Source organism: Falsiroseomonas ponticola (genome assembly GCF_016805305.1).
Lineage (GTDB): Bacteria > Pseudomonadota > Alphaproteobacteria > Acetobacterales > Acetobacteraceae > Falsiroseomonas > Falsiroseomonas ponticola.
In genome coordinates this window covers 1-21,845 of record NZ_JAERQN010000013.1, presented here as the reverse complement: position 1 = coordinate 21,845, position 21,845 = coordinate 1, and the positions used below count along the sequence as shown (strand labels likewise).

At 71.1% G+C, this 21,845-nt stretch carries 26 protein-coding genes; 8 read left to right on the top strand and 18 right to left on the bottom strand.

The genetic code is table 11. The annotated features are described in order from the left end of the window. Window positions 1-2 precede the first annotated feature (2 nt). The 3 genes from JJI54_RS27505 to JJI54_RS27495 form a co-directional block, all read right to left on the bottom strand. Window positions 3-470, bottom strand: coding sequence for a (2Fe-2S)-binding protein (locus JJI54_RS27505; protein WP_203076628.1), 468 nt, complete (start codon window positions 468-470; stop codon window positions 3-5). An 84-nt stretch (window positions 471-554) separates the two neighbouring features. Then, a complete protein-coding gene (locus JJI54_RS27500; RefSeq protein WP_203076627.1) occupies window positions 555-1,529 on the bottom strand; it encodes a Bug family tripartite tricarboxylate transporter substrate binding protein in 975 nt (324 codons plus the stop codon). A 14-nt stretch (window positions 1,530-1,543) separates the two neighbouring features. Then, window positions 1,544-2,494 carry a Bug family tripartite tricarboxylate transporter substrate binding protein gene (locus JJI54_RS27495; protein WP_203076626.1) on the bottom strand — a complete coding sequence of 317 codons (951 nt, stop codon included), beginning with the start codon at window positions 2,492-2,494 and terminating at the stop codon, window positions 1,544-1,546. A gap of 138 nt (window positions 2,495-2,632) precedes the next feature. On the opposite strand from JJI54_RS27495, the gene JJI54_RS27490 reads away from it, so the two are divergent. Then, window positions 2,633-3,628 carry an amidohydrolase family protein gene (locus JJI54_RS27490; protein WP_203076625.1) on the top strand — a complete coding sequence of 332 codons (996 nt, stop codon included), beginning with the start codon at window positions 2,633-2,635 and terminating at the stop codon, window positions 3,626-3,628. A 4-nt stretch (window positions 3,629-3,632) separates the two neighbouring features. Further along, window positions 3,633-4,718, top strand: a complete 1,086-nt coding sequence (locus JJI54_RS27485) for an Ldh family oxidoreductase (protein ID WP_203076624.1) — start codon at window positions 3,633-3,635, stop codon at window positions 4,716-4,718. Here the strand turns inward: JJI54_RS27485 and JJI54_RS32860 are convergent. From JJI54_RS32860 to JJI54_RS27465, 4 genes are read right to left on the bottom strand one after another with little or no spacing between them, the layout of a single operon-like run. Beyond that, window positions 4,715-5,749, bottom strand: coding sequence for an acyl-CoA dehydrogenase family protein (locus JJI54_RS32860; RefSeq protein ID WP_203076623.1), 1,035 nt, complete (start codon window positions 5,747-5,749; stop codon window positions 4,715-4,717). The two genes, JJI54_RS27485 and JJI54_RS32860, sit on opposite strands and share 4 nt — an antisense overlap. Continuing rightward, entirely contained in the window at window positions 5,746-6,921 is a 1,176-nt protein-coding gene (locus JJI54_RS27475) for a CaiB/BaiF CoA transferase family protein (RefSeq protein WP_203076622.1), read from the bottom strand. The genes JJI54_RS32860 and JJI54_RS27475 overlap by 4 nt, the downstream gene beginning before the upstream one ends. Then, window positions 6,918-8,066: an acyl-CoA dehydrogenase family protein gene (locus JJI54_RS27470; protein WP_203076621.1), complete on the bottom strand. Its 1,149-nt coding sequence runs from the start codon at window positions 8,064-8,066 to the stop codon at window positions 6,918-6,920. The genes JJI54_RS27475 and JJI54_RS27470 overlap by 4 nt, the downstream gene beginning before the upstream one ends. Window positions 8,067-8,104: 38 nt before the next feature. Next, entirely contained in the window at window positions 8,105-8,992 is an 888-nt protein-coding gene (locus JJI54_RS27465) for a LysR substrate-binding domain-containing protein (RefSeq protein WP_203076620.1), read from the bottom strand. Window positions 8,993-9,100: 108 nt separating this feature from the next. On the opposite strand from JJI54_RS27465, the gene JJI54_RS27460 reads away from it, so the two are divergent. The 3 genes from JJI54_RS27460 to JJI54_RS27450 are packed head-to-tail and all read left to right on the top strand — an operon-like array spanning window position 9,101 to window position 11,862. After that, on the top strand, window positions 9,101-9,994 hold the full coding sequence (locus tag JJI54_RS27460) for an MBL fold metallo-hydrolase (protein WP_203076619.1): 894 nt from the start codon (window positions 9,101-9,103) through the stop codon (window positions 9,992-9,994). Between the two features lie 5 nt (window positions 9,995-9,999). Beyond that, entirely contained in the window at window positions 10,000-10,830 is an 831-nt protein-coding gene (locus JJI54_RS27455; RefSeq protein WP_203076618.1) for an MBL fold metallo-hydrolase, read from the top strand. A 45-nt stretch (window positions 10,831-10,875) separates the two neighbouring features. After that, on the top strand, window positions 10,876-11,862 hold the full coding sequence (locus tag JJI54_RS27450; protein WP_203076617.1) for a tripartite tricarboxylate transporter substrate binding protein: 987 nt from the start codon (window positions 10,876-10,878) through the stop codon (window positions 11,860-11,862). Here the strand turns inward: JJI54_RS27450 and JJI54_RS27445 are convergent. From JJI54_RS27445 to hemP, 3 genes are all read right to left on the bottom strand, one after another. After that, window positions 11,859-12,644, bottom strand: a complete 786-nt coding sequence (locus JJI54_RS27445; RefSeq protein ID WP_318987597.1) for an SDR family NAD(P)-dependent oxidoreductase — start codon at window positions 12,642-12,644, stop codon at window positions 11,859-11,861. The two genes, JJI54_RS27450 and JJI54_RS27445, sit on opposite strands and share 4 nt — an antisense overlap. Window positions 12,645-12,697: 53 nt before the next feature. Further along, the gene (hisD, locus tag JJI54_RS27440) at window positions 12,698-14,005 is read right to left on the bottom strand and encodes a histidinol dehydrogenase (protein WP_203076616.1); all 1,308 of its coding nucleotides are present in this window, start codon (window positions 14,003-14,005) and stop codon (window positions 12,698-12,700) included. Window positions 14,006-14,081: 76 nt separating this feature from the next. After that, window positions 14,082-14,243, bottom strand: coding sequence for a hemin uptake protein HemP (gene hemP, locus JJI54_RS27435; RefSeq protein WP_226382178.1), 162 nt, complete (start codon window positions 14,241-14,243; stop codon window positions 14,082-14,084). Window positions 14,244-14,359: 116 nt separating this feature from the next. Between hemP and JJI54_RS27430 the strand changes: the two genes are divergently transcribed. Beyond that, window positions 14,360-14,686: an ArsR/SmtB family transcription factor gene (locus JJI54_RS27430; protein WP_203076614.1), complete on the top strand. Its 327-nt coding sequence runs from the start codon at window positions 14,360-14,362 to the stop codon at window positions 14,684-14,686. Between the two features lie 2 nt (window positions 14,687-14,688). Here the strand turns inward: JJI54_RS27430 and JJI54_RS27425 are convergent, their stop codons facing one another. Further along, window positions 14,689-14,880, bottom strand: coding sequence for a YgaP family membrane protein (locus JJI54_RS27425; RefSeq protein ID WP_203076613.1), 192 nt, complete (start codon window positions 14,878-14,880; stop codon window positions 14,689-14,691). 15 nt (window positions 14,881-14,895) lie between these two features. Further along, window positions 14,896-15,336: a thioredoxin TrxC gene (trxC, locus tag JJI54_RS27420; protein ID WP_203076612.1), complete on the bottom strand. Its 441-nt coding sequence runs from the start codon at window positions 15,334-15,336 to the stop codon at window positions 14,896-14,898. An 84-nt stretch (window positions 15,337-15,420) separates the two neighbouring features. On the opposite strand from trxC, the gene JJI54_RS27415 reads away from it, so the two are divergent. Beyond that, on the top strand, window positions 15,421-15,942 hold the full coding sequence (locus JJI54_RS27415; RefSeq protein WP_203076611.1) for a rhodanese-like domain-containing protein: 522 nt from the start codon (window positions 15,421-15,423) through the stop codon (window positions 15,940-15,942). Window position 15,943: 1 nt separating this feature from the next. Here JJI54_RS27415 and JJI54_RS27410 read toward each other — a convergent pair whose 3' ends face one another. From JJI54_RS27410 to JJI54_RS27385, 6 genes are all read right to left on the bottom strand, one after another. After that, complete coding sequence (locus JJI54_RS27410) at window positions 15,944-17,269, bottom strand: LLM class flavin-dependent oxidoreductase (protein ID WP_318987596.1); 1,326 nt, start codon at window positions 17,267-17,269, stop codon at window positions 15,944-15,946. After that, a complete protein-coding gene (locus JJI54_RS27405) occupies window positions 17,262-18,065 on the bottom strand; it encodes a MetQ/NlpA family ABC transporter substrate-binding protein (protein WP_203076610.1) in 804 nt (267 codons plus the stop codon). Before JJI54_RS27405 ends, JJI54_RS27410 begins: the two co-directional genes overlap by 8 nt. A gap of 11 nt (window positions 18,066-18,076) precedes the next feature. After that, a complete protein-coding gene (locus JJI54_RS27400; protein ID WP_203076609.1) occupies window positions 18,077-18,883 on the bottom strand; it encodes a MetQ/NlpA family ABC transporter substrate-binding protein in 807 nt (268 codons plus the stop codon). 17 nt (window positions 18,884-18,900) lie between these two features. Beyond that, window positions 18,901-19,554, bottom strand: coding sequence for a methionine ABC transporter permease (locus tag JJI54_RS27395; RefSeq protein ID WP_456305619.1), 654 nt, complete (start codon window positions 19,552-19,554; stop codon window positions 18,901-18,903). Window positions 19,555-19,559: 5 nt separating this feature from the next. Continuing rightward, window positions 19,560-20,705 carry a methionine ABC transporter ATP-binding protein gene (locus JJI54_RS27390; protein WP_226382177.1) on the bottom strand — a complete coding sequence of 382 codons (1,146 nt, stop codon included), beginning with the start codon at window positions 20,703-20,705 and terminating at the stop codon, window positions 19,560-19,562. An 83-nt stretch (window positions 20,706-20,788) separates the two neighbouring features. Then, the gene (locus JJI54_RS27385) at window positions 20,789-20,980 is read right to left on the bottom strand and encodes a hypothetical protein (protein ID WP_203076607.1); all 192 of its coding nucleotides are present in this window, start codon (window positions 20,978-20,980) and stop codon (window positions 20,789-20,791) included. 345 nt (window positions 20,981-21,325) lie between these two features. Between JJI54_RS27385 and JJI54_RS27380 the strand changes: the two genes are divergently transcribed. Continuing rightward, entirely contained in the window at window positions 21,326-21,730 is a 405-nt protein-coding gene (locus JJI54_RS27380; RefSeq protein ID WP_203076606.1) for a helix-turn-helix domain-containing protein, read from the top strand. Window positions 21,731-21,845: the final 115 nt, after the last annotated feature.

The following is a 21,845-nucleotide window of genomic DNA, read 5'->3' as shown; positions in this document are numbered from 1 at the left end:
GCTCAGGCCCCCTGCTGGCGAGAGGCGCGCATCACCGCGCGGACGATGCGCGGCTGCGTGCCGCAGCGGCAGAGGTTGTGGTCCAGCGCCTCCGCCACCTGCGCCTCCGTCAGGCCGGCGCGGCGTTCAGCGAGCAGCGCCGCCGCCTGCATGATCATGCCGCTGGTGCAGTAGCCGCATTGCGCGGCCTGCTCCGCGATGAAGGCGGCCTGCAGCGCATGCGGCGCTTCCGGCGTGCCGAGGCCTTCCAGCGTCGTGACCTGCTGCGCGCCGGCGACATCGCCGAGCTTCACCTGGCAGGACCGCGCGGCATGGCCATCCACCAGCACGGTGCAGGCGCCGCATTGCGCGCGACCGCAGCCGAGCTTCGGACCATTCAGCGCGAGATCGTTGCGCAGGACATAGATCAGCGGCGTGGCGGGGTCGGCATCGACCTCCGTCACACGGCCATTCACCGTGATCCTCGGCATGTCCATTTCCTCCATCGCCGCGCTTCCCGGTGGTCCGGGGCCGGCTTGGGGAAAAGGCTATCCCGCGTGGATCACGGCAACAAGTCAGTTCGCGGTAATGCCGAATTCCCGCGTCAGCGCCGTCCAGCGCGCGACGTCGCGCGCGACATAGTCGGCGAAGGCGGCGGGCGTCTCGCTCGGCGTGATGCGCACGCCCTGGCGCAGCAGGCCGCCCGCCACGTCCGGATCGCGCAGGATGCGCGTGACATGGCCGTGCAGCGCGGTGACGATCGCCTCCGGCGTCCCCGCCGGCGCGAAGAGGCCGTTCCACAAGGTGGTGACGAGGTCGGGGAACCCGGCCTCCACCGTGGTCGGCACATCCGGCAGCTGCGGCAGCCTTTCATGGGAGACGACGGCCAGCGCCCGCAGCCGACCGGACTGGATGTGGGGCAGGGCGGAGACCAGGTTGAACTCCGTGATCTGCGCATCGCCGCGCAGGATGACGGGCACCATCTCACCCGCGCCGCGCAGCGGCAGATGCACCAGCGTGATGCCCGCGCGCTTCGCGAAGGCCTCGAGGTCGATATGCTGGTAGGACCCGACACCCGCCGAGGCGAAGACCAGCGGGTTCGGCGCCGCCTTTGCCCGGGCCACGAATTCCGCCAGCGTGGTGGCCGGGAAATCCGCCGGCGCCAGCATCACCTGCGGCGCCTCGATCAGGTTGGTGATGCCGACCAGGCCGCGCGATGGCACCAGCGGGCGGTCGGCCGGCGCCATGGCGGAGTTGATGCCATGGGTGGAGACGTTGTTGACGATCAGCGTGTGGCCATCGGGCCTTTCGCGCATGACATAGTCGTTCGCGATCCAGCCATTGGCGCCGGCGCGGTTCTCCACCACCACGGGCTGGCCGATGGCACGGGACAGCGGCTCCGCGATCACGCGCGCGATCAGGTCCGTGGTGCCGCCGGGCACCAGCGGCACCACCAGGCGCACGGGGCGGGACGGCCAGGCGGGCTGCGCGGTGGCGGGCAGGGCGGCCAGCGTGGCGGCCGCGCCCAGCAGATGCCTTCGGGTCAGCATGCGTCGGTCTCCCCTCATTCCATGGTGATGTTGGCGCTGCGGATCAGCGCGCCCATCGTCGCGTGGTCGCTGGCCAGCGCGGCGGCGAAGGCATCCGGCGTATTGCCCACGACCTCATAGCCCAGCTGTTCCAGGCGGGACCGAACGGGCGCGTGGTTCACCGCTTCCCGCAGCGCGGCGTTGATGCGCGCCACCACCGGCGCGGGCGTGCCGGCCGGCGCCAGGAAGGCGCCCCAGGTGTGGAAGGTGAAGCCGGGCACGCTTTCCGCGATGGTCGGTGCATCGGGGAAGGTGTCGATCCGCGCCGGGCCCGCGGTGCCCAGCAGCCGCAGCTGCCCGTCCCGCACGAAGGCATTGGGCGTCGGCAGGCCGAAGAAGCCGACCGGCACCTGGCCCGCCGTCACCGCCGTCAGCGCCGGCGTCGCGCCGCGATAGCTGATGTGGTTCATGCGCAGCCCCGCGGCCTGCAGGAACATCTCCATCGCCACATGCTGCGGGCTGCCCGCGCCGCCGGAGGCATAGTCGATCTGCCCCGGCCGGGCGCGCGCGGCCTCGATCAGCGCCGGCACGGTGGTGGCAGCGAAGGAGGGATGCGCCACCAGCGCCCAGCGGATGCGCACGATCTGCCCGATGGGCGCGAAATCCCTCAGCGGGTCATAGCCCGCCTGGGAATTCATGTTGGGCAGCATGGTCAGCACGGCGTCGTTCACCGCCAGCAGGGTCAGCCCGTCCGGCGCCGCCCGCGCGCCGGTGCGCATGCCGATCATGCCCGATGCGCCCGTCATGTTCTCAATCGCGAGCCGCTGGCCCAGCGTCTCCCCCATCCGTTCCGCGACGATGCGGACCACGACATCGACGGCGCTGCCCGCCGCGAGCGGCATGATGACGCGGATCGGGCGATCCGTCTGGGCGGCCGCCGGCACGGCGAAAAGGGCAAGCAAGGCGGCCAGCAGCCAGCGACGCATCGACGGTTCCTCCCTGATTGTTCCCAGGACAATCCGGCCGCCGGCGCATGTCAAGCAATCCCGCATCTTGACCGAAAGCTCAGCGGACGTTCACTAGGCGGGAAGGCCGCCCGCGCGGGACGAGCCGGGGGGACCGCCATGACCGTGATCGACAGCCACACACACATCCTGACGGAGGCGATGATCGCCGCCATCGCGAAGGAGGTTCCCTCCCTCGCGCCCAGGCTGACGCGGGTGGATGACGACAGCGCGGTGCTGGAAATCCTCGACGTGAAGCAGAACCCCTTCCCGCGGTCGGCCTGGGATTTGGAACGGCGCTTCGCGGAGATGGCGGCGCAGCGCGTGGACATGCATGTGGTCTGCAACATCCCGCACACCTTCCTCTATGAGGCCGATGGCGCGCTGGCCGATACCGTCAGCGAAATCCAGAACGAGGCCATCGGCGCGCTGGTCCGCGCCCATCCCACGCGCTTCATCGGCATGGCGACGGTCGCGATGCAGTCGCCCACGCGCGCCGCCGCCACGCTGGAGCGTGCCATCACCGCGCATGGGCTGCGCGGCCTGCATGTGGGATCGAACGTCGCGGGGCGGAACCTGGACGACCTCGCGCTCGACCCGGTGTGGGAAGTGGCGGACCGCCACGGCCTCTTCGTGCTGGTGCATCCGCACAAGGTCGTCGCCGCGCAGCGCATGGGCAGCTACTACCTGACGAACCTGGTGGGCAACCCGCTGGAGACGACGATCGCCGCGGCCTCCCTGGTCTTCGGCGGCGTGATCGAGCGGCATCCGAATATCCGCTTCTGCCTCTCCCATGCCGGCGGCTTCACGCCCTTCCAGGCGGGCCGCTTCCGCCATGGCTGGAAGGTGCGGAAGGAGCCGCATGTGCGGCTGAAGGGCGACCCGGCGGAGAGCCTGGCGCGCTTCGTCTATGACAGCATCACCCACGCCCCCGGCCCGCTGCGCTTCCTGCTGGAGGAAGTGGGCGCGGACCGCATCGTCTTCGGCACCGACTACCCCTTCGACATGGGCACGACGCGCGGGGTGGAGGAGATCGAGGAAGCGATCCCCGACGCGGCCGTGCGCGCGAAGCTGCTGGAAGGCAATGCCCGCCGCTTCTTCAAGCTGGAGGGCTGAGACGATGGCGATCGAGGACACCCTGGCCGCCACCCTGCCGCGCTATCGCGCGGAGGCGATGATCGGCTTCGTCGCCGATGTCTTCCGGCATGAAGGCTTCAGCGACGCCCATGCGCGCCGTGCGGGCGAGCTGATGGTGGAGGCCGACCTGACCGGCGCCGACAGCCACGGCATCTTCCGCCTGCCGCAATATGTCCGCCGCCTGCGGGCCGGTGGCTCCAACCCGCGCCCCGCCATCACCGTGAAGCGCCTGGCGCCGGCGGTGGCGATGGTGGAGGGCGACAACGGCCTCGGCCACCTGGTGATGTCCCAGGCCGGCGAGACGGCGGTGGAGATCGCGAAGGAGGCCGGCATCGCCTGGGTCGGCGCGCGGCGATCCAACCATGCGGGCAGCGGCGCGGTGCATGCCTGCCTGCCGCTGCCGGCCGGCATGATCGGCATCTACACCGTCGTGGCGAGTGCCAACCACATGGCGCCCTGGGGCGGCACGGACAGCCTGCTCGGCACCAACCCGCTCGCCATCGCCATCCCGATGGGGGATGCTGATCCGGTGGTGCTGGACATGGCGACCACCGTCGTCTCCTACGGCACGGTGAAGGGCCATGCGCTGCTGGGCACGCCGATGCCGGAAGGCTGGATGGTGGATGCGAAGACCGGCGAGCCGCTGACCGACCCGAAGCGCAGCAAGGATGGCATCCTGCTGCCCATCGGCGGCTACAAGGGCAGCGGGCTGGCGCTGATGCTGGGGCTGCTCGCGGGCCCGCTGAACCGCGCGGCCTTCGGGCGGGACGTGGTGGATTTCAACGCCGATGACCGCACGGTGACGGAGACGGGGCACGTCCTCATCGCCCTCGATGTCGCGCGCTTCCTGGACCCCAAGGCCTTCCAGGCGGAGGTGACGCGCCACCTCGAGGATCTGCGCGGATCGGCGAAGCTGCCCGGCGTGGAACGCATCCGCCTGCCCGGCGAGATGCGCGCCGCGCGCCGCCGCGAACGCGCCGCGCAGGGCGTGCCGCTGCCCGCGCCGCTGATGGCGCAGCTCGACAGGCTGGCCGAGGAATGCGGCGTGACGAAGCTGGGCGAGCGCTAGTCCTCCTCCGCCATCTCCGCCACGAAGCGGCGGCGGTGGAGCTGCGCGGAGCCGAAGCTGTTGGCGAGCACCATCGCCTTCCGCACGAAGAGCCCGACATCGTATTCGTCGGTGTAGCCGATGGCGCCATGCAGCTGCACGGCGCTGCGCGTCACCAGCATCGATGCCTCCGCCGCCCGCGCCTTGGCGCGGCTGACCACGGCGCGGCGCTGCGGCACGGTGGCGCCGGCATCCAGCGCCGCCGCCGCATCCTCCACGCTCGCCCGCGTCAGCGTGATCTGCAGCTGCAGATCGACCGCGCGGTGCTGCAGCGCCTGGAAGCTGCCGATCGCCTTGCCGAACTGGCGGCGCGTGCGGAGATAGTCGAGCGTCATGGCGAAGCTCCGCTCCATCACGCCGAGCAGATAGCCCGCCGTCGCCAGCGCCGCCTCGTCTAGCGCCTGGTCCATCGCGGCCGCGACGTCATCCGCGATGCGCCGCGCGTCGGCCAGCACCGGGCGCAGCGTCGCGACATGCCCGCCATCCTGCAGCATCTGCACATCGAGCGGCAGCGCCGAGGCTTCATACAGCGCGAGCCCCGATGCCTCCCGCACCGGCAGCAGCACCCGCGCGGCGCCGCGCGCCATCGGCACGAAGACGCGCGCCGCATCCGGCGTGCCCGGTGCCGCCAGCCGGTCCGCGGCCTCCTGCCAGCCGGTCACGACGAAGTCCTCCGGCGGTGTTTCGCCCGCCGCCGCCAGCAGCGTGGCGGAGAGCACGCCCGGGATCAGCGGTTCCGGCACCAGCCCGCGGCCCAGCGCCTCCGCCAGCGCCACATATTCCGCCATGCCGAGCCCCGCGCCGCCGGCATCCTCGGGCACGCGCAGCGCGAGCCAGCCCATGGCGGCCATCTCCGCGAAGGTCGCGGCATCGAAGCCCGCTTCGGTGAAGCGCAGATCGCGGATGCGGCGGAAATCGCCGGGCACCACGGCGGCCGCGCTGTCGCGTACCAGGCGGATGCTTTCCTGCCGCTCGGCGTAGCTGTCGCTCATGCATCCTCTCCCAGCCAGTCGCGCAGCACCTCATCCGTGTGTTCGCCGAGGCGTGGCGGCGGCCGGCGGTAATCGACGGGCGTGTCGGAGAAGTTCACGGGGTTCGCGATCATCGGCAGCGCCGCACCATCCTGTCCCGGCAACTGCCGGAACATCCGTCGATGCTGCACCTGCGGATCCTCTGCCACCGCGCCGAAATCATTGATGGGGCCGGAGGCGACGCCGACCTCGTTCAGCGCATCCATCCAGTCCCGCGCCGGCTTCGTCATCAAGGCGGCCTGCAAGGCCGGCAGCAGGGTCGGCTTGTTCGCCATGCGCGCGCGGTTGGTCGTGTAGCGCTCATCGGCCGGCAGATCGGGCAGCCCCAGCACGCGGCAGAACTGGGCGAACTGCTTGTCGTTGCCGATGGCCACCATCAGTGGCCGGTCCGCCGTCTCGAAGGCCTGCCAGGGCGTGTTGATCTGGCTCGCCGCGCCGGCCCGCACCGGCATGCGGCCGGAGACCAGGTGGTTCATCGCGATGTGCGAATGCGCCGCGATCTGCGCATCCAGCAGCGCCAGGTCGATATGCTGCCCCTTCCCGCTGATGGTGTCGCGATGGTGCAGCGCCGCCAGGATGGCGATGGTGGCGTAGAACCCCGCATTGATGTCAGAGACGCTGTACCCCACCAGGTTCGGCCCCGCGCCCGGCTGGCCATCCGGCACGCCGGTGATGCTCATCAGCCCGCTCATCGCCTGGAAGACCGGGTCATAGCCCGGCAGCGGCGCATAGGGCCCGTCCTGCCCGAAGCCGGTGATGGAGCAATAGACGAGCCGCGGGTTCAGCGCGCTGAGGCTCGCATAGTCCAGCCCGTATTTCGCCAGGCCGCCAGCCTTGAAGTTCTCAATGAACACATCGGATTTCGCGACCAGCGCGCGCAGCGTCGCCTGGCCCTCCGGCCTGCCGATATCGATCGCGATGGCGCGCTTGTTGCGGTTCACCGCCTGGAAGGAGGAGGTCTCGCCCCCGCCATCCGCGCTGCGGAACCCCATGCGGCGCACATCGTCGCCCGTACCGGGCTGTTCCACCTTCACGACATCGGCGCCGAAATCGCCCAGGATCTGCGCGCACCACGGCCCGGCGAAGACCCGCGTCATGTCCAGCACGCGAAGGCGGGGAAGGGGGCCGCTCATGCCGGCAGCTCCAGCAGCCCGCGCGCGAGCACGTTGCGCAGGATCTCCGACGATCCGCCGAAGATGGTGGAGGGCCGCGCGATCAGGAACTGCCCCGCGGGATGCAGCGCGGCGCCCGGCATCGGGTCCAGCAGCCCCGCATGGTCGCCCGCCAGCTCCAGCATCGCATCGGTGATGCGCTGGAACAGCTCGGTCGCCACCAGCTTCAGCATGGAGGGCTCGGCGCCCAGCGTCTCGCCCCGCTTCAGCGCCGCGGCGCAGCGTTCGTACAGCGCCTTGAGGTCCGCGAGTTCCAGCCGGAAGCGCGCATGCATCTCCAGGAAGGCGGGGTCATCCGCGCGGCCCATGCTCTCCGCCAGGCGCTTCATCGCCGCCAGCGCATTCGCCGAAAGCCGCGGGCTGCCGATGGCGATGCGCTCGAAGCCCAGCAGCGCCTTGGCATAGGTCCAGCCCTTGTTGACCTCCCCCACCAGCATGTCGCGCGGCACGCGGACATTGTCGAAGAAGACCTCGCAGAACTCGTCATGCTGGTCGAGGTTGAGGATGGGCCGGATGGTGATGCCCGGCGTCGCGGTCGGCATCAGCAGGAAGCTGATCCCCTCCTGCTTCTTCGCCGCCTTGTCGGTGCGGGCGAGCACGAAGATCCAGTTGGCGTCATTGGCGAAGGTGATCCAGGTCTTCTGCCCGTTCAGCACCCAATGGTCGCCATCCAGCACCGCCTCCAGCCGCAGCGCCGCCAGGTCCGACCCCGCATCGGGTTCCGAATAGCCCTGCGCCCAGATGTCCTCGCCCGAGAGGATGCGCGGCAGGAAGCGGCGCTTCTGTTCCTCGCTGCCATGCTTCAGCAGCAGCGGCCCGAGCATGAGCACGCCCATGTCGCTGACGCGCGGGCAGCCATGGCGCTCGAACTCCTCGATCATGATGAGCTGCCGCGCCGCGCCCAGCCCCATGCCGCCGTATTCGCGGGGCCAGGCCGGCGCCAGCCATCCCTGCCGCGACAGCGCCAGGTACCAGGGGCGGTTCTCATGCCAATGCAGGCGGCGGCGGGGGAAGCGCAGCTCCTCCGGCGTATTCGCCTCCACCCAGGCGCGGACATGCAGGCGGAAGGCGCCGTCATCCAGCGCGTCGAGCTCCTCCAGCGTCATGCCGCGTTCCCCCTCATCTTAGGTCAGTGTTATGACCTTTATCGGCTGGGCGCGGGGCTGTCCAGTTGCGCCAGGATCCAGTCGCGGAAGATCGCGATGCGGGCGGGCAGGGGATCGGCCTCCCGGATCATCAGGTGGAAGGCGCCCTGCGCGCGCAGCGCCACGTCGAAAGGCTGCACCAGGCGCCCGGCCTGGAGGTCGGCCTCGATGAAGCCCAGCCGGCCGAGCGCGATGCCGAGCCCGTCCAGCGCGGCGCTATAGGCCATGTCCGTGCTGGTGAAGGTGATGGGCCGCGGCAGCCGCACCGGCGGCGCGCCGGTCAGCGCGTACCAGCGCTGCCAGTCATCGGCATCGCGCGGCGTCTGCAGCAGCGCGTGGTGCGCCAGGTCCTGCGGCGTGCGCAGCGGTGCGGCGTGGCGCAGATAGTCCGGGCTGCACACCGGCACGACGATGCGGTCCAGCAGCTTGTGGGACCGCAGCCCGGCCAGCGCCGGCCGGTCCGGCCCGATCGCCACATCCATGTCGGCTGGCGGCTCATCCTCCGGCAGCGCGGTGGTGATGCGCACGGGCAGGCCGGGGTGCAGCGCCTGGAAGGCGGGCAGGCGCGGCAGCAGCCACAGCCGGATGAAGAAGCGCGATCCCCAGATATGCAGCGTCGCCTGGCCGCCGGCCGCGATGGCCTGAGTGCCGTCCCGCAGCCGTTCCAGCGCATCCCGCACCACGGGCAGGTAGCGTTCGCCCGCCTCCGTCAGCCGCATCTCCGCGCCGCGCTGGAACAGCGCCTGGCCCAGGAAATCCTCCAGCTTCGCCACCTGCCGGCTGACCGCGCCCGGCGTCACATGCAGCTCCGCCGCCGCGCGGCTGAAGCTGTTCAGCCTGCCCGCGGCCTCGAAGACGCGCACCGCATTCAGCGGCGGCAGGCGCATGGCCGAGGCCCCTCCCTTGTGACTTTTCCTCAAAGGGGAGGTGACCATAAGTCGTTTGCCCCCACAAGGCGCGGCGTCTCAACTTCCCACCATGGGAGAGAAACGCACATGCTGATGGATGTGGCGGACACGCTGGCACCGGGTGTCGAGGAGCTGGTGCCGGGGCGGCTCTATGTGCTGCGCAGCCTCTGCCCGCTGGATGGGCGGATGAGTTCCTACCCCGCCAATGCGCGCGGCTTCACCACGGTGAACTGCTACCTGCTGGTGGAGCCCGATGCCGCGCTGATGCTGGACACCGGCTTCACCGCCCATGCGAAGGGCATCATCGCGCAGCTCGCCAGCGTGCTGCGGCCGGGCACGCCGCTCAGCGTCTATCCGCTGCGCCTCAACGAATTCATGTCCGTCTGCAACGTCGAGGTCATCGCCGATCATTTCGAGGTGGAGCAGTGCTATTCCGGCAATCCGGACGCCGCGCTCTGGGTGGATTTCGGCGGGCGGTCGGACAAGGCCGGCGCCGTCGCGAAGCCCATGAAGACCACGCTGGTCGCGCGGGTGCAGACCTTGCAGGTCGGCGCTGGCGATGCCCGTCCCGTCGATGCCTTCCAGGCGCCGATCCGCCTGATCGGCACGCGCTGGCTGTATGACCGCGCGACGCGCACGCTCTTCACCTCCGACAGCTTCACGCAGGAATGGAGCGACGAGGCCGAGGGCCCCTGGAGCGTGACGCGCGCCGAGGACCTCCGCGGCCCCGCGCATCTCCGCAGCTTCCTCCTCAACACCCGCTACTGGTGGCTGGAAGGGGGCGAGACGGAGCAGCTGCGCCGCAAGCTGCGGGAGGTGATGGATCGCCACGACATCACCACCATCGCGCCCGGCTATGGCCGCGTGCTGCGCGGGCGGGACGTGGTGCGCCGGCAATTCGAGATGATGGACGAGGTGCTGGCCGGGCTCGCCCGCGGCACCGTCCCCTCCCGCTACATCGACCGCGACGAGATCAGGTGATCGCCATGAACCGACCGAACCCGCTGCCGCGGGAGATCACGCCGGGCGTCTTCTGGCTGGGCGACTGCCTGGAACAGCGCGCCAAGGGCAAGATCTACCACACCTACAACGCCGCCTTCCTGATCTGCGGGACGGAGGCGTCGATGCTGATGGAGACCGGGCATCCCAAGGATTTCCCGCTGATCGACCGCCAGATGCAGCAGATCCTGGCGACGCGCGCGCCGCTGAAATACCTCTTCGTGACGCATCAGGAAACGCCGCATGCCGGCGGCCTGGGCCGCGTGCTGAGCCGGTATCCCGACGCGCTGCTCTGCGGCGATGTCAGCGACTACCACCTGGCCTTCCCGCAATTCGAGCATCGCCTGCTGCCGATGAAGGAAGGCGACCGCATCCCGCTCGGCGGGCGCGACTTCGTGGCGGTGGAGCCGGTGATCCGCGACCTCCGCACCACCTGGTGGGGCTTCGACAGCGGCGGCCGCGTGCTCTTCCCCGGCGACGGCTTCGCCTACAGCCACTACCACGAGGATGGCCATTGCGGGCTCTGCGCGGAGGAAGCCTCCTCGCTCGACCTGCCCGATGTCTCCGCCGTCTTCGCGGATCGCGCGCTGTTCTGGACCAAGTTCACGGACATGAACCCCTATGTGGACCGGCTGCGCCTGCTGGTGGAACGGCTCGACGTGAAGGTGATCGCGCCCAGCCACGGGCTGCCGATCCTCGACCCCACCGCGACGGTGCCGAAGCTGATCGAGGGGCTGCTCTATGGCGGCTCCGTCCCTGAATCCGGCACCGAGACCGGCCTGGCGCCGCCGCCCGACCTGATGGTGCCGGCGCAGTAGGGACCCGCCTGCCACGAAGAAGAACGAGAACGAGGGAGAGAGACGATGCGAGACGCCCGCCCGCCCGCCTTCGGCCGCCGGGGCCTGGCCGCCCTGGCGGCCGCGCTGCTGCCCGCCAGCGCCCATGCGCAGGAATGGCCCGCGCGGCCCATCCGCATGGTGGTGCCGGGCACGGGCGGCGGCGGCATGGATGTCATCGCCCGCGTCATCGCGGACCGCATGGGCGCGATCCTCGGCCAGCCCTTCGTGGTGGAGAACCGTGCCGGCGCCGGCGGCAACATCGCCGTCGATGCGGTGGCAAAAGCGGCGCCGGATGGCTACACGGTGCTGCTCGGCCAGACCGCGCATTTCGCCATCAACCCCTCGCTCTATGCGCGGCTGCCCTTCGACACGCAGCGGGATTTCATCCCGGTGGTGCAGCTGGCGGATGCGCCGAATGTCGTCGTGGTGGGGGAGGGCTCGCCCTTCCGCAACCTGCAGGACGTGGTCGCCGCCGCGCGCGCGACGCGGGAGGGGCTGCACCTCGCGACCCCCGGCAACGGCACCGTCTCCCACCTGACGGGGGAGCTGTTCCAGGGCGTGGCCGGCATCCGCTTCACCCATGTGCCCTATCGCGGCGCGGCGGCGGCGGTGACGGATGTGATCGCGGGGCGCGTGCCGCTGATGATGTCCTCCGTCCCCACCGCGCTGTCCAACATCCGCGACGGCAGGCTGCGCGCCATCGCCGTCTCCGCCGCGCGGCGCAGCCCCGTGCTGCCGGAGATCCCGACCATCGGGGAGCAGGGTTTTCCCGGATTTGACGCCAACACCTGGTACGGGCTTTTCGTGCCGGCCGGCACGCCCGCCGGCGTGGTGCTGCGCCTGAATGCCGCGGCGAATGAAGCGCTGCGCGCCCCCGGCGTCGCGGATCGCGTGCGGCAGGAAGGCGGCGACATCGCCGGCGGCACGCCGGATGCCTTCGCGCGCATGGTGCTGGCCGATGCGGCGAAGTGGTCCCGCGTGGTGCAGGAATCCGGCGCGCGGCCGGATTAGCCCGCCGTCCAGCCCCCATCCACCAGCAGCGACGACCCCGTCATCAGCCCGGCCGCGTCGCCGGCCAGGAACAGGATCGCGCCCATCAGATCCTCCACCTGGCCCAGCCGGCCGAGCTTGATCTTCTGCAGCACGCTCGCCTTGAAGCCCTCATCCTGCAGGAAGGGCCGCGTCATCGGCGTCTCGATGAAGGTGGGGCAGAGCGTGTTCACGCGGATGCCATGGGGCGCCAGGTCGATCGCCATGGCGCGGGCGATGCCCTCCATCGCCCATTTGGAGGCGCAATAGACGCTGCGCCGCGCCCCGCCGACATGCCCCATCTGCGACGACACATGGATGATGGAGCCCGGGATGCCGGCCCCGATCATCCCCTTCGCCACCGCCTGCGCCACGAAGAAGGCGGCGCGGACATTCAGGTTCATCACCGCGTCGAAATCGCCGGGCGTGACGTCCGGGAAGGGCGCGGGGCGGTTGGTGCCGGCATTGTTCACCAGCACGTGGAAGGGCCCGGCCTTCGCGATCTTCGCGCTCGCATCGTCGATGTCGCTGACATCCATCGCCAGCGCCTCCGCCGATCCGCCCTCGGCGCGGATGGCCTCCGCCGCCTGCCCGATCTCCTCCGCCGACCGCGCGGCCAGCACGACATGCGCGCCCGCCTCCGCCAGGGCGGAGGCCGCGGCGAGGCCGATGCCGCGCCCCGCGCCCGTCACCAGCGCGCGGCGCCCGTCCAGGCGGAAGGACGGCGTCTTCGGCAATTCCATCGCGTGGCGCGGCCGATTCACGCCTCCGGTGCTCGCCTGCTCCGCAGGCTCCGCCCTCCGACGATCGGACGCGCTCATTCGGCCGCCTGCCCATAGGGCACGTTGCGCCCGCCATAGCGCCGCAGCCGGATATTTGCCTGCTCCGCATGGCCGACGAATCCCTCCAGCATGCAGAGGCGGGAGCAATAGGCGCCGACCATCGCGCTCGCCTCATCCGTCAGCACGCGCTGGTAGGTGACGGTCTTGAGGAACTTGCCGACCCAGAGGCCGCCCGTGTAGCGCGCCGCGCCCAGCGTCGGCAGCGTATGGTTGGTGCCGATCACCTTGTCGCCGTAGGAGACGTTGGTGCGCGGGCCGAGGAACAGCGCGCCGTAGTTGGTCATGTTCTTCAGGAAGAAATCGTCGTCGCTGGTCATGACCTGCACATGCTCGGAGGCGATGCGATCGGCCTCCCGCAGCATCTCCGCCTTGTCCGCGCAGAGGATCACCTCGCCATAGTCGGCCCAGGCCTTGGCGGCGATGGCGGCGGTCGGCAGCACGGTCAGCAGGCGCTCCACCTCCCGCATCGTGTCGCGCGCCAGCTTTTCCGAATCCGTCAGCAGGATGGCGGGGCTCGTCGGGCCGTGTTCCGCCTGGCCGAGCAAATCGGTGGCGCAGAGTTCGCCATCCACCGTGTCGTCCGCGATCACCAGCGTCTCCGTCGGGCCCGCGAAGAGATCGATGCCGACGCGGCCGAACAATTGCCGCTTGGCCTCCGCGACATAGGCATTGCCGGGGCCGACCAGCATGTCCACGGGCGCGATGCTCTCCGTCCCCAGCGCCATGGCGCCCACGGCCTGCACGCCGCCGAGCACGCGGATCTCATCCGCGCCGGCCAGGTGCTGCGCGGCCACGATCGCCGGCGCGGGCTTGCCGTTGTAGGGCGGCGCGCAGGTGGCGATGCGCGGCACGCCCGCCACCTTCGCGGTCACGACGGACATATGGGCGGAGGCCAGCAGCGGATACTTGCCGCCCGGCACGTAGCAGCCGACGGAATTGACGGGGATGTTGCGATGGCCGAGCACGACGCCCGGCAGCGTCTCCACCTCCACGTCGCGCATCGATTCGCGCTGGTGCTGCGCGAAGTTGCGCACCTGCTCCTGCGCGAAGCGGATATCGTCCAGCGCGCGCGCCGGCAGTTCCGACAGGCAGGCGCGGATCTCGGCGTCCGTCAGGCGGAAATCGCTGCGGTCCCAGCCATCGAACCTGGCCGACATCTCCCGCACCGCAGCGTCGCCGCGCTTCGCGATATCGGCCAGCAGGCCTTCGACGGTGGCGCGCACCTGGGCCTGGGCGGCTTCCTTGTCATCCGCCGCGATCGAACGCTTCAGCCATTGCGCCATTGCCGGTGTCCCCGCCTTTCCTGGAGGCGGGGAAGGTGCCGCGCCGGCCCCGGGGCGGCAATCCTCCGGCCGCCGCCTATTTCGTCAGGATCAGCTTGTCCTTGCTGGTCAGGCGCAGGCGATAGACCTCCCCCGCATGCAGGATCACCGCCTCCCGCGCGCCCTGCAGCAGCGCCTCGCTGGTCAGCGTGGGGGATTGCGGGGGAAGGGGGTCGGGCGGGGGCGCTGTCTCGGTCAAGGGTCTTGTCCTGCTATGCACCCCGATCATGCCGCAAATGAGAACCATTCGCAATCATCGCGCGCTTGATTGCCCCCGCCCCGGCCCACATCATCGCGGCGATGCCGGATGCACCCATGCCCGAAGCCGTCCTCGCGCCCGGCGCGGCGCTGATGCAGGAACGCGCCGCGGAAGCGGCGGCGCTGCTGCGCCTGCTCGGCAATGAACGGCGCCTGCTGCTGCTGTGCCAGCTGCTGGTGGAGGGGGAGGCGAGCGTGGGCAGCCTGGCCGCCCATGTCGGCCTGTCCCAGCCCGCGCTCTCCCAGCACCTGGCGAAGCTGCGCGATGACGGGCTGGTGGCGACGCGCCGCAGCGGCACCACCATCCACTACCGCATCGCCGATCCGCGCGTGGCGGCGCTGATCGGCACGCTGAAGGACCTGTTCTGCGGCGATATCGCCTGACGTCAGGCGGCCCGGCCGCGGGTGTTGATGCCAAGCAGCGGGTAGAGCGGGCAGAACCCCGCCAGCGCCGTGCCGATCGGCACCAGCCCGATCAACCCCCACCAGCCCAGCGGCCCGAAGGCACCGAGCGCGAGCAGCACGGCGCCGGCCACGAGGCGTAGCAGGCGGTCGATTCCACCGACATTGCGGGTCATGGGATGGGCTCCTTCCTAGCGGGCCTGGTGGCTCCGGGCCCAGGTGACGATCTGCCGGGCCGGGAGTGCCCCGGCCTGGCGCGCGACCTCCCGCCCCCCGTGGAACAGCGCGAGGGTTGGGATGCTCGTGATCTGCAGGCGCGCGGCCAGCGCCGGCGCTTCCTCGGTCGAGACCTTCACCAGCCGCATCGCCGGCTCCAGCTCGGCCGCCGCGGCCTCGAAGGCCGGGGCCATGGCGCGGCAGGGGCCGCACCAGGAGGCCCAGAAATCCACCAGCAGCGGGATGGAGGACAGGCGCAGATGCCGCTGGAACCCCGCCTCGTCCAGCGCCAGCGGCCGGCCGGTGAAAAGGGGCTGGTGGCAGGCGCCGCAGCGCGGGCCGTCGGCCAGCCGCGCCGCCGGCACGCGGTTGGTCGCGGCGCAATGGGGACAGGGCAGGGTGAGGGATTCGGTCATCGGGCTCTTCCCTTCATATAAGAGAATGCTAATTTAGTGAAGATGCATGTTGGGCCGCCGGGCCCGCCCCTCAAGGATACCGCCATGTCCCTGCCCTCGATCCCCGCCGCCGAGGCCGCCGCCCTGCTGCGCCAGGGCCGCGCCACGCTGGTCGATCTGCGGGAGGCGGATGAGCGCGCCCGCGCCCATGTCCCCGGCTCCGCCGCCCTGCCGCTCTCCGGCCTCGGCCAAGCCCGGCTGCCGGCGGGCGAGGTACTGCTCTTCCACTGCGCCTCCGGCGCCCGCACCCGGCAAGGCGGCGCCGCGCTGGCGGCGATGGCGGAGGGGCGCACGGCCTATGCGGTGGAAGGCGGGCTGGCCGCGCTGCGCGCCGCCGGCGTGGCGCTGGTGGAGGACCGGCGCGCGCCGCTGCCGCTGATGCGCCAGGTGCAGATCGTGGCGGGCGGTCTCGCGCTGCTCGGCGCGGTGCTGGCGGCCACGGTCAGCCCCGGCTTCATCGCGCTCTCCGGCTTCGTCGGCGCCGGGCTGGTGATGGCCGGCATCACCGGCCTCTGCCCCATGGCGAAGGCGCTGGCGGCGATGCCCTGGAACCGCCGCCCCGCCTGAGTCAGGCCGGGAAGAAGCGGTTCGCCGGCCGCTCCAGGCCCAGGTGGTCGCGCAGCGTCGTGCCCTCATACTCCGTCCGGAACAGGCCGCGCCGCTGCAGCTCCGGCACCACCCGGTCGCAGAATTCCTCGAGCCCCGCGGGCACGAAGGGGAACATCACGTTGAAGCCGTCGCAGCCGCGGCCATCCAGCCACTGCTCCATCTCATCCGCGATGGTCGCGGGCGTGCCCACCAGCGCCAGCCCGCCATAGCCGCCCAGCCGCTGCGCCAGCTGCCGCACGGTCAGCCCCTCCCGCCGCGCCAGGGTGATGGCGCGCTCGCGGCCGGATTTCCCGCCCTCCGTCTCCGGAATCTCGGGCAGCGGCGCGTCGAGGTCGAATTGCCGCGCATCCACGCCCAGCGCCACGGAGAGCGAGCCGATCGCGCTTTCCAGATGCACCAGGCTGTCGAGGTGCCGGTGCTTCGCCCGCGCCTCCTCCACCGTGTCGCCCACGATGACCAGCGCGCCGGGCAGGATCTTGATGCGATCGGGATCGCGGCCGTAGGCGGCGGCGCGCGCCTTCACATCCGCGTAGTAGGCCTGCGCATCCTCCAGCCGCCCGCCCGCGGCGAAGACCATCTCCGCCGTCTCCGCCGCGATCTGCCGCCCGGCATCGGAGGCGCCGGCCTGCACGATCACCGGCCAGCCCTGCACCGGCCGCGCCACGTTGAGCGGCCCGCGCACCGACAGTTCCGGCCCCTTGTGGTCCAGCACATGCATCCGCGCGGGGTCCCAGAAGATGCCGCTCTCCTGGTCCCGGATGAAGGCATCGTCGGCGAAGCTGTCCCAGAGGCCGGTGACGACGTCGTAGAATTCCCGCGCGCGCTTGTAGCGCTCCCCATGCGCCATGTGCGCGTCATGGCCGAAGTTCAGCGCCGCATCGGGATTGGCGGTGGTCACCAGGTTCCACCCCGCGCGGCCATTGCTGATATGGTCCAGCGAGGCGAATTTGCGCGCGACGTGATAGGCATCGTTGTAGGTCGTCGATGCCGTCGCGATCAGCCCGATCCGCTCCGTCACCGCCGCCAGCGCGGGCAGCAGGGTCAGCGGGTCGAAGCTGGTGACGGTGTGGCTGCGGCGCAGCGCCTCGATCGGCATGTTCAGCAGCGCCAGGTGGTCGGCCATGAAGAAGGCGTCGAACTTCGCCGCCTCCAGCCGCTGGATCAGGTATGTCAGCCGCGGAAAGCTGAAATTCGCATCCGCCCAGGCGCCGGGGTAGCGCCAGGCGCCGGTATGGATGCTGACCGGGCGCATGAAGGCGCCCAGATGGAGCTTGCGGTCACGCACCGGGGATCACCGCGCCACCGAAGGTGGCCTCCACGAAGGCCTTCACCTCGGGATGCGCATAGCCCTGCGCGAGCCGCCGCGCCCAGGGGCGTTCCGCATCCGCGCGCCGCACCACGACCAGCACGGTATAGACGCTCTGCGCCGTCTCCCGCGCCAGCGCGTCGCGCAGCGGGTTGAGCCCCGCGGGCACGGCGAAATTGCCGGTGATGGCGGCGGCGTCCACATCCTCCAGCGCCCGCACGATGGAAGCGGCCTCCAGCTCCACGATGCGGATGCGCTTCGGGTTCTCCGTGATGTCGGCCACCGTCGCGCGATGGTCGGCGCCGGCGCGCAGCCGGAAGACGCCGGCTTCCGCCAGCAGCAGCAGCGCGCGGCCGCCATTGGTCGGGTCGTTCGGGATGGCGATGCGCGCGCCGGCGGGCAGCGCGGCCAGGTCTCGATGGCGGCGGGAGAAGACGCCCATCAAGGTCAGCACCGTCTTGCCGACCGGCACGAAGTCATAGCCGCGCTGCGCGCGCTGCGCCTCCAGGAAGGGCAAATGCTGGTAGGCATTGGCATCGAGGTCGCCGGCCGCCAGCGCCGCATTGGGCTGGATGAAGTCGCCGAACTCGATGCCGCGCGTCACGAAGCCGTCCCGCGCCAGCACCTCCCGCACCTTCTCGAAGGTCTGGCCATGGACGCCCTGCGTGACGCCGACGCGCAGCGGCCGCGCCGCCGTGCCCAGCTCCGGCGCCTGCGCGGCGGCAAGGCCCGGGATCACCAGGGCCGGAAGGGTCAGGATGGCGCGACGCTGCATGATGCTTCTCCTCAGAAGGCGGGGATGACGGCGCCCTGGAAGGTGGCCTGGACGAAGTCCTTCACCTCCTGCGTCTGGTAGGCGGCGACCAGGCGCCGCACCCAGGCCGCCTGCGCATCCGCCTGGCGCACGGCGATCAGGTTGGCATAGGGGCTTTCGCTGGATTCAAGGGCGATCGCGTCCCGCACCGGGTTCAGCCCGGCGGGGATGGCGAAGTTGGTGTTGATGGTGGCGGCCTCCACCTCGTCCAGCACGCGCGGCAGCTGCGCCGCCTCCAGCTCCACCACGCGGATGCGGCGCGGATTCTCCGTGATGTCGGCGACGGTGGCGCGGAAATCGGCGCCGTCGCGCAGCTTGAACAACCCGTTGGCCGCCAGCAGCACCAGCGCGCGGCCGCCATTGGTCGGGTCGTTCGGGATGGCCACGCGCCCGCCGGCCGGGATGGCGCTGGCCGCGCGGTGGCGGCGGGAATAGAGGCCCATGGGGAAGATCATCGTCTTCGCCACGCTCACCAGCGGCAGGCGCCGGTCGCGCACCTGCTGGTCCAGGAAGGGCTGGTGCTGGTAGCTGTTGGCATCCAGGTCGCCCGCCGCCAGCGCGGCATTCGGCTGGATGAAGTCCTGGAACTCCACGATGCGGATCGCGAGGCCCTCGCGCGCCGCGATCTCCCGCACCTTCTCCATCACCTGCGCATGCGGCCCGGCGGTGACGCCGATGCGCAGCGGCCGCTGCGCGCTGCCGATATCCTGCGCCGCGGCGATGGAGGCCCCGAAGGGCAGGGCGGCGCCGGCCAGCGCCAGGGTGCGACGGGTGATCATGGCGTGTTCCTTCTTGTTCAACGATGCGACAGCCGGCGCACCAGCCAGTCGCCGAACGACTGCAGCGCCTGGACGAAGACGATCAGGATGACGACGACGGTCGCCATCACCTCCGGCATGAAGCGCTGGTAGCCGAAACGAATGCCGAGGTCACCCAGCCCGCCGCCGCCCACCGCGCCCGCCATGGCGGAGAAGCCGACCAGCGAGACCAGCGCCACCGTCGTCGCCGCCACCAGGCCCGGCAGCGCTTCCGGCACCAGCACCTTGGCCACGATCTGCATCCGCGTGGCGCCCATGGCGCGTGCGGCCTCGATCACGCCGGGATCGACCTCGCGCAGCGCATTCTCGAACAGCCGGGCCAGGAAGGCCGTCGCCGCCAGCGCCAGCGGCACGATGGCCGCGCCGGTGCCGATGGAGGTGCCGGCGACCAGCCGCGTGAAGGGCACGATCGCCACCATCAGGATGATGAAGGGCGTGGAGCGCGTGGCATTCACCACCAGGCCGAGCGGCCGGTTGAGCCAAGCATTCGGCGCCAGCCCGCCCGGCGCCGTCGCATGCAGCAGCAGCGCGATGGGCAGGCCGATCGCCACCGCGATGGCGGCGGCGGCGCCCACCATCAGCGCCGTGTCCCACAGCGCCTCGATCAGCAGGTCCTGCAGCGCGGGGGCCAGCCAGCTCATGCCGCGATCTCCGTCACCGTCAGCCCCAGGTCCCGCATCCAGCCGAAGGCCGCATCCACCGCGCCATCGGGGCCATAGGCCGCCAGCGCCATCACGCCGAAGGGCTCCCCCGCGATGTCATCGACGCGGCCGGAGACGATGTTGATGTCGAGCCCGAAGTCGCGGCTCGCCTCGCTGACCACGGCGCGGGTCGCGTTCGGCCCCGTGAAGACCACCTGCGCCAGGCGCCGCTTCTCCCCGGGCCGGGGCGCGGGCAGGCGCGCCAGCGTGCTGGCGGGCAGGCCATGGCCGATCACCTCCGCCACGAAGCTGCGCGTCGTCGCATGTTCCGGCCGCGTGAAGACGGAAAAGACGGGCCCCTGCTCGATCACGCGCCCCGCCTCCATCACCGCCACGCGGTCGCAGATGGCCTTCACCACCGCCATCTCATGCGTGATCAGCAGCACGGTCAGGTCCAGCTTCGCGCGCAGGTCGCGGATCAGCGCCAGGATCTCCCGCGTCGTCTCGGGATCCAGCGCGCTCGTCGCCTCGTCGCAGAGCAGGATGCGGGGGCGGGATGCCAGCGCGCGCGCGATGCCGACGCGCTGCTTCTGCCCGCCGGAGAGCTGCGCGGGATAGGCATCGCGCTTCGCCTCCAGCCCCACCAGGGGCAGGATCTCCGCCACGCGCGCGCGGCGTTCCGCGGCGGGCAGGCCGGCCACTTCCAGCGGGAAGGCGACATTCTCCGCCACCGTGCGGCGCGTGTGCAGGTTGAAGTGCTGGAACACCATGCCGATGCCGCGCCGCGCCGCGCGCAGCCCCGCATCGTCCAGCGCCGGCAGGTCCTGCCCCAGCACGGTCACGCGGCCGCTATCGGGGCGTTCCAGCAGGTTCACGCAGCGGATCAGCGTGGACTTGCCCGCGCCGGACCGGCCGACGATGCCGAAGACCTCGCCTTCCCGCACGCTGAGCGAGACATCGTCCAGCGCCAGCGTGTTGCCGCGCGCGAAGCGCTTGGTCAGGCGATCCAGCGTGATCGCCCAAGGAACAGCGGCGGGGACCGCGGCGGGGATCACGGCGGGGGAGGGTGTGTCCGGCATGGCGCCGGCGATGTGGCGCGCCGCCGGGCGCGCGGCAACCCTCTGCGCGAGCAGGTCAGCCATGGTGCGGGGGGCGCCGGGCCGGCGCCCGGCGGCGTGGAAGGCGGAACGACATCAGGAATGGCGGGTGGAACGGGGCCCCGGCCTCAATGCACGCGCCGCGTGGCGCGGGCCAGCACCAGCCGCGCCACGCGCGCCACTTCCTCGGCGCTGGCGAAATGCGTGCCGTGCAGATCGTCCAGCACCGGGTCGATCGCGACGAAATGCCAGGAGAGGGAGGCGTTGACGGCGACGCCGACGAAGCGGCCGTCGATGTCGATGGGGCGGGATTCGATCATGGGAAGCACTCCGGAATCGTGACCTGGGGGGATGTCGGGGGCGGCCGTCAGCCGCGGCGACAGCGCCACATTCGCCGCGGGGCCGGGCGGGCCGGGGCGACGATCAGGGTCAGGGGCGGGTGCACGATGCGCGATCCTCGTTCAGCAGCCGTGAGATGCGCCCGAAACCACGCGCCGTCAAGGTTAAACAGATTCCGCCAGTGAAATTTCGCCGCGCCCTGCCACCACGGCAAGGAAGCTGCCTGGCGGCCGGCAACCGCGACATTCCCTGTCCCCGGCGCGGCCTATTGAACGCGTGCGATCCGTGGAAATGGCCCGGCCCCGCCCACTGCGCTATGCCGGGCCATGGAACCGAACCCCGAGATCATCGCCCGCATCGATGGCCGCCTGGACCGCCTGGGCCTGGCGGCGGAGGAGGTGGAGGCCGCGGCCGGGCTCAAGCCCGGCAGCCTGGCGGCGCTGCTGCGCGGCGAAGGCGCGCTGCCCCGCGGCCAGGCGCTGCGCCGTCTCGCCGCCGCCCTCGATGTGGATGAGGTGTTCGTGCTGGGGCTGGAGCCCGGCGACCTCATCCCGGCCGCCATGCTGGAGGAACCGCAGGGCGAGCTCGGCCTGCTGGCGCCGGATGAGGAGGCGCTGCTGCGCCACTACCGGCGGCTCGACGTGCCCGCGCGCGCCGCCTTCGGCCTGGTCCTGGCCCGCGCCGCGGGGCCGGAGCCCGAGCCGCCGGCCACGAAGCGCGGGCGCCGCTAGGCTCCAAACCCAATCAGTTCTAGGCGCGGCGCGGCGGGCTGTGATTCAAGCTGCTGGGTAGCGGAGCTTGGGTCATGGCGGGAGAGTTCTGGCTGTCGGACCGGCAGTGGGCGGC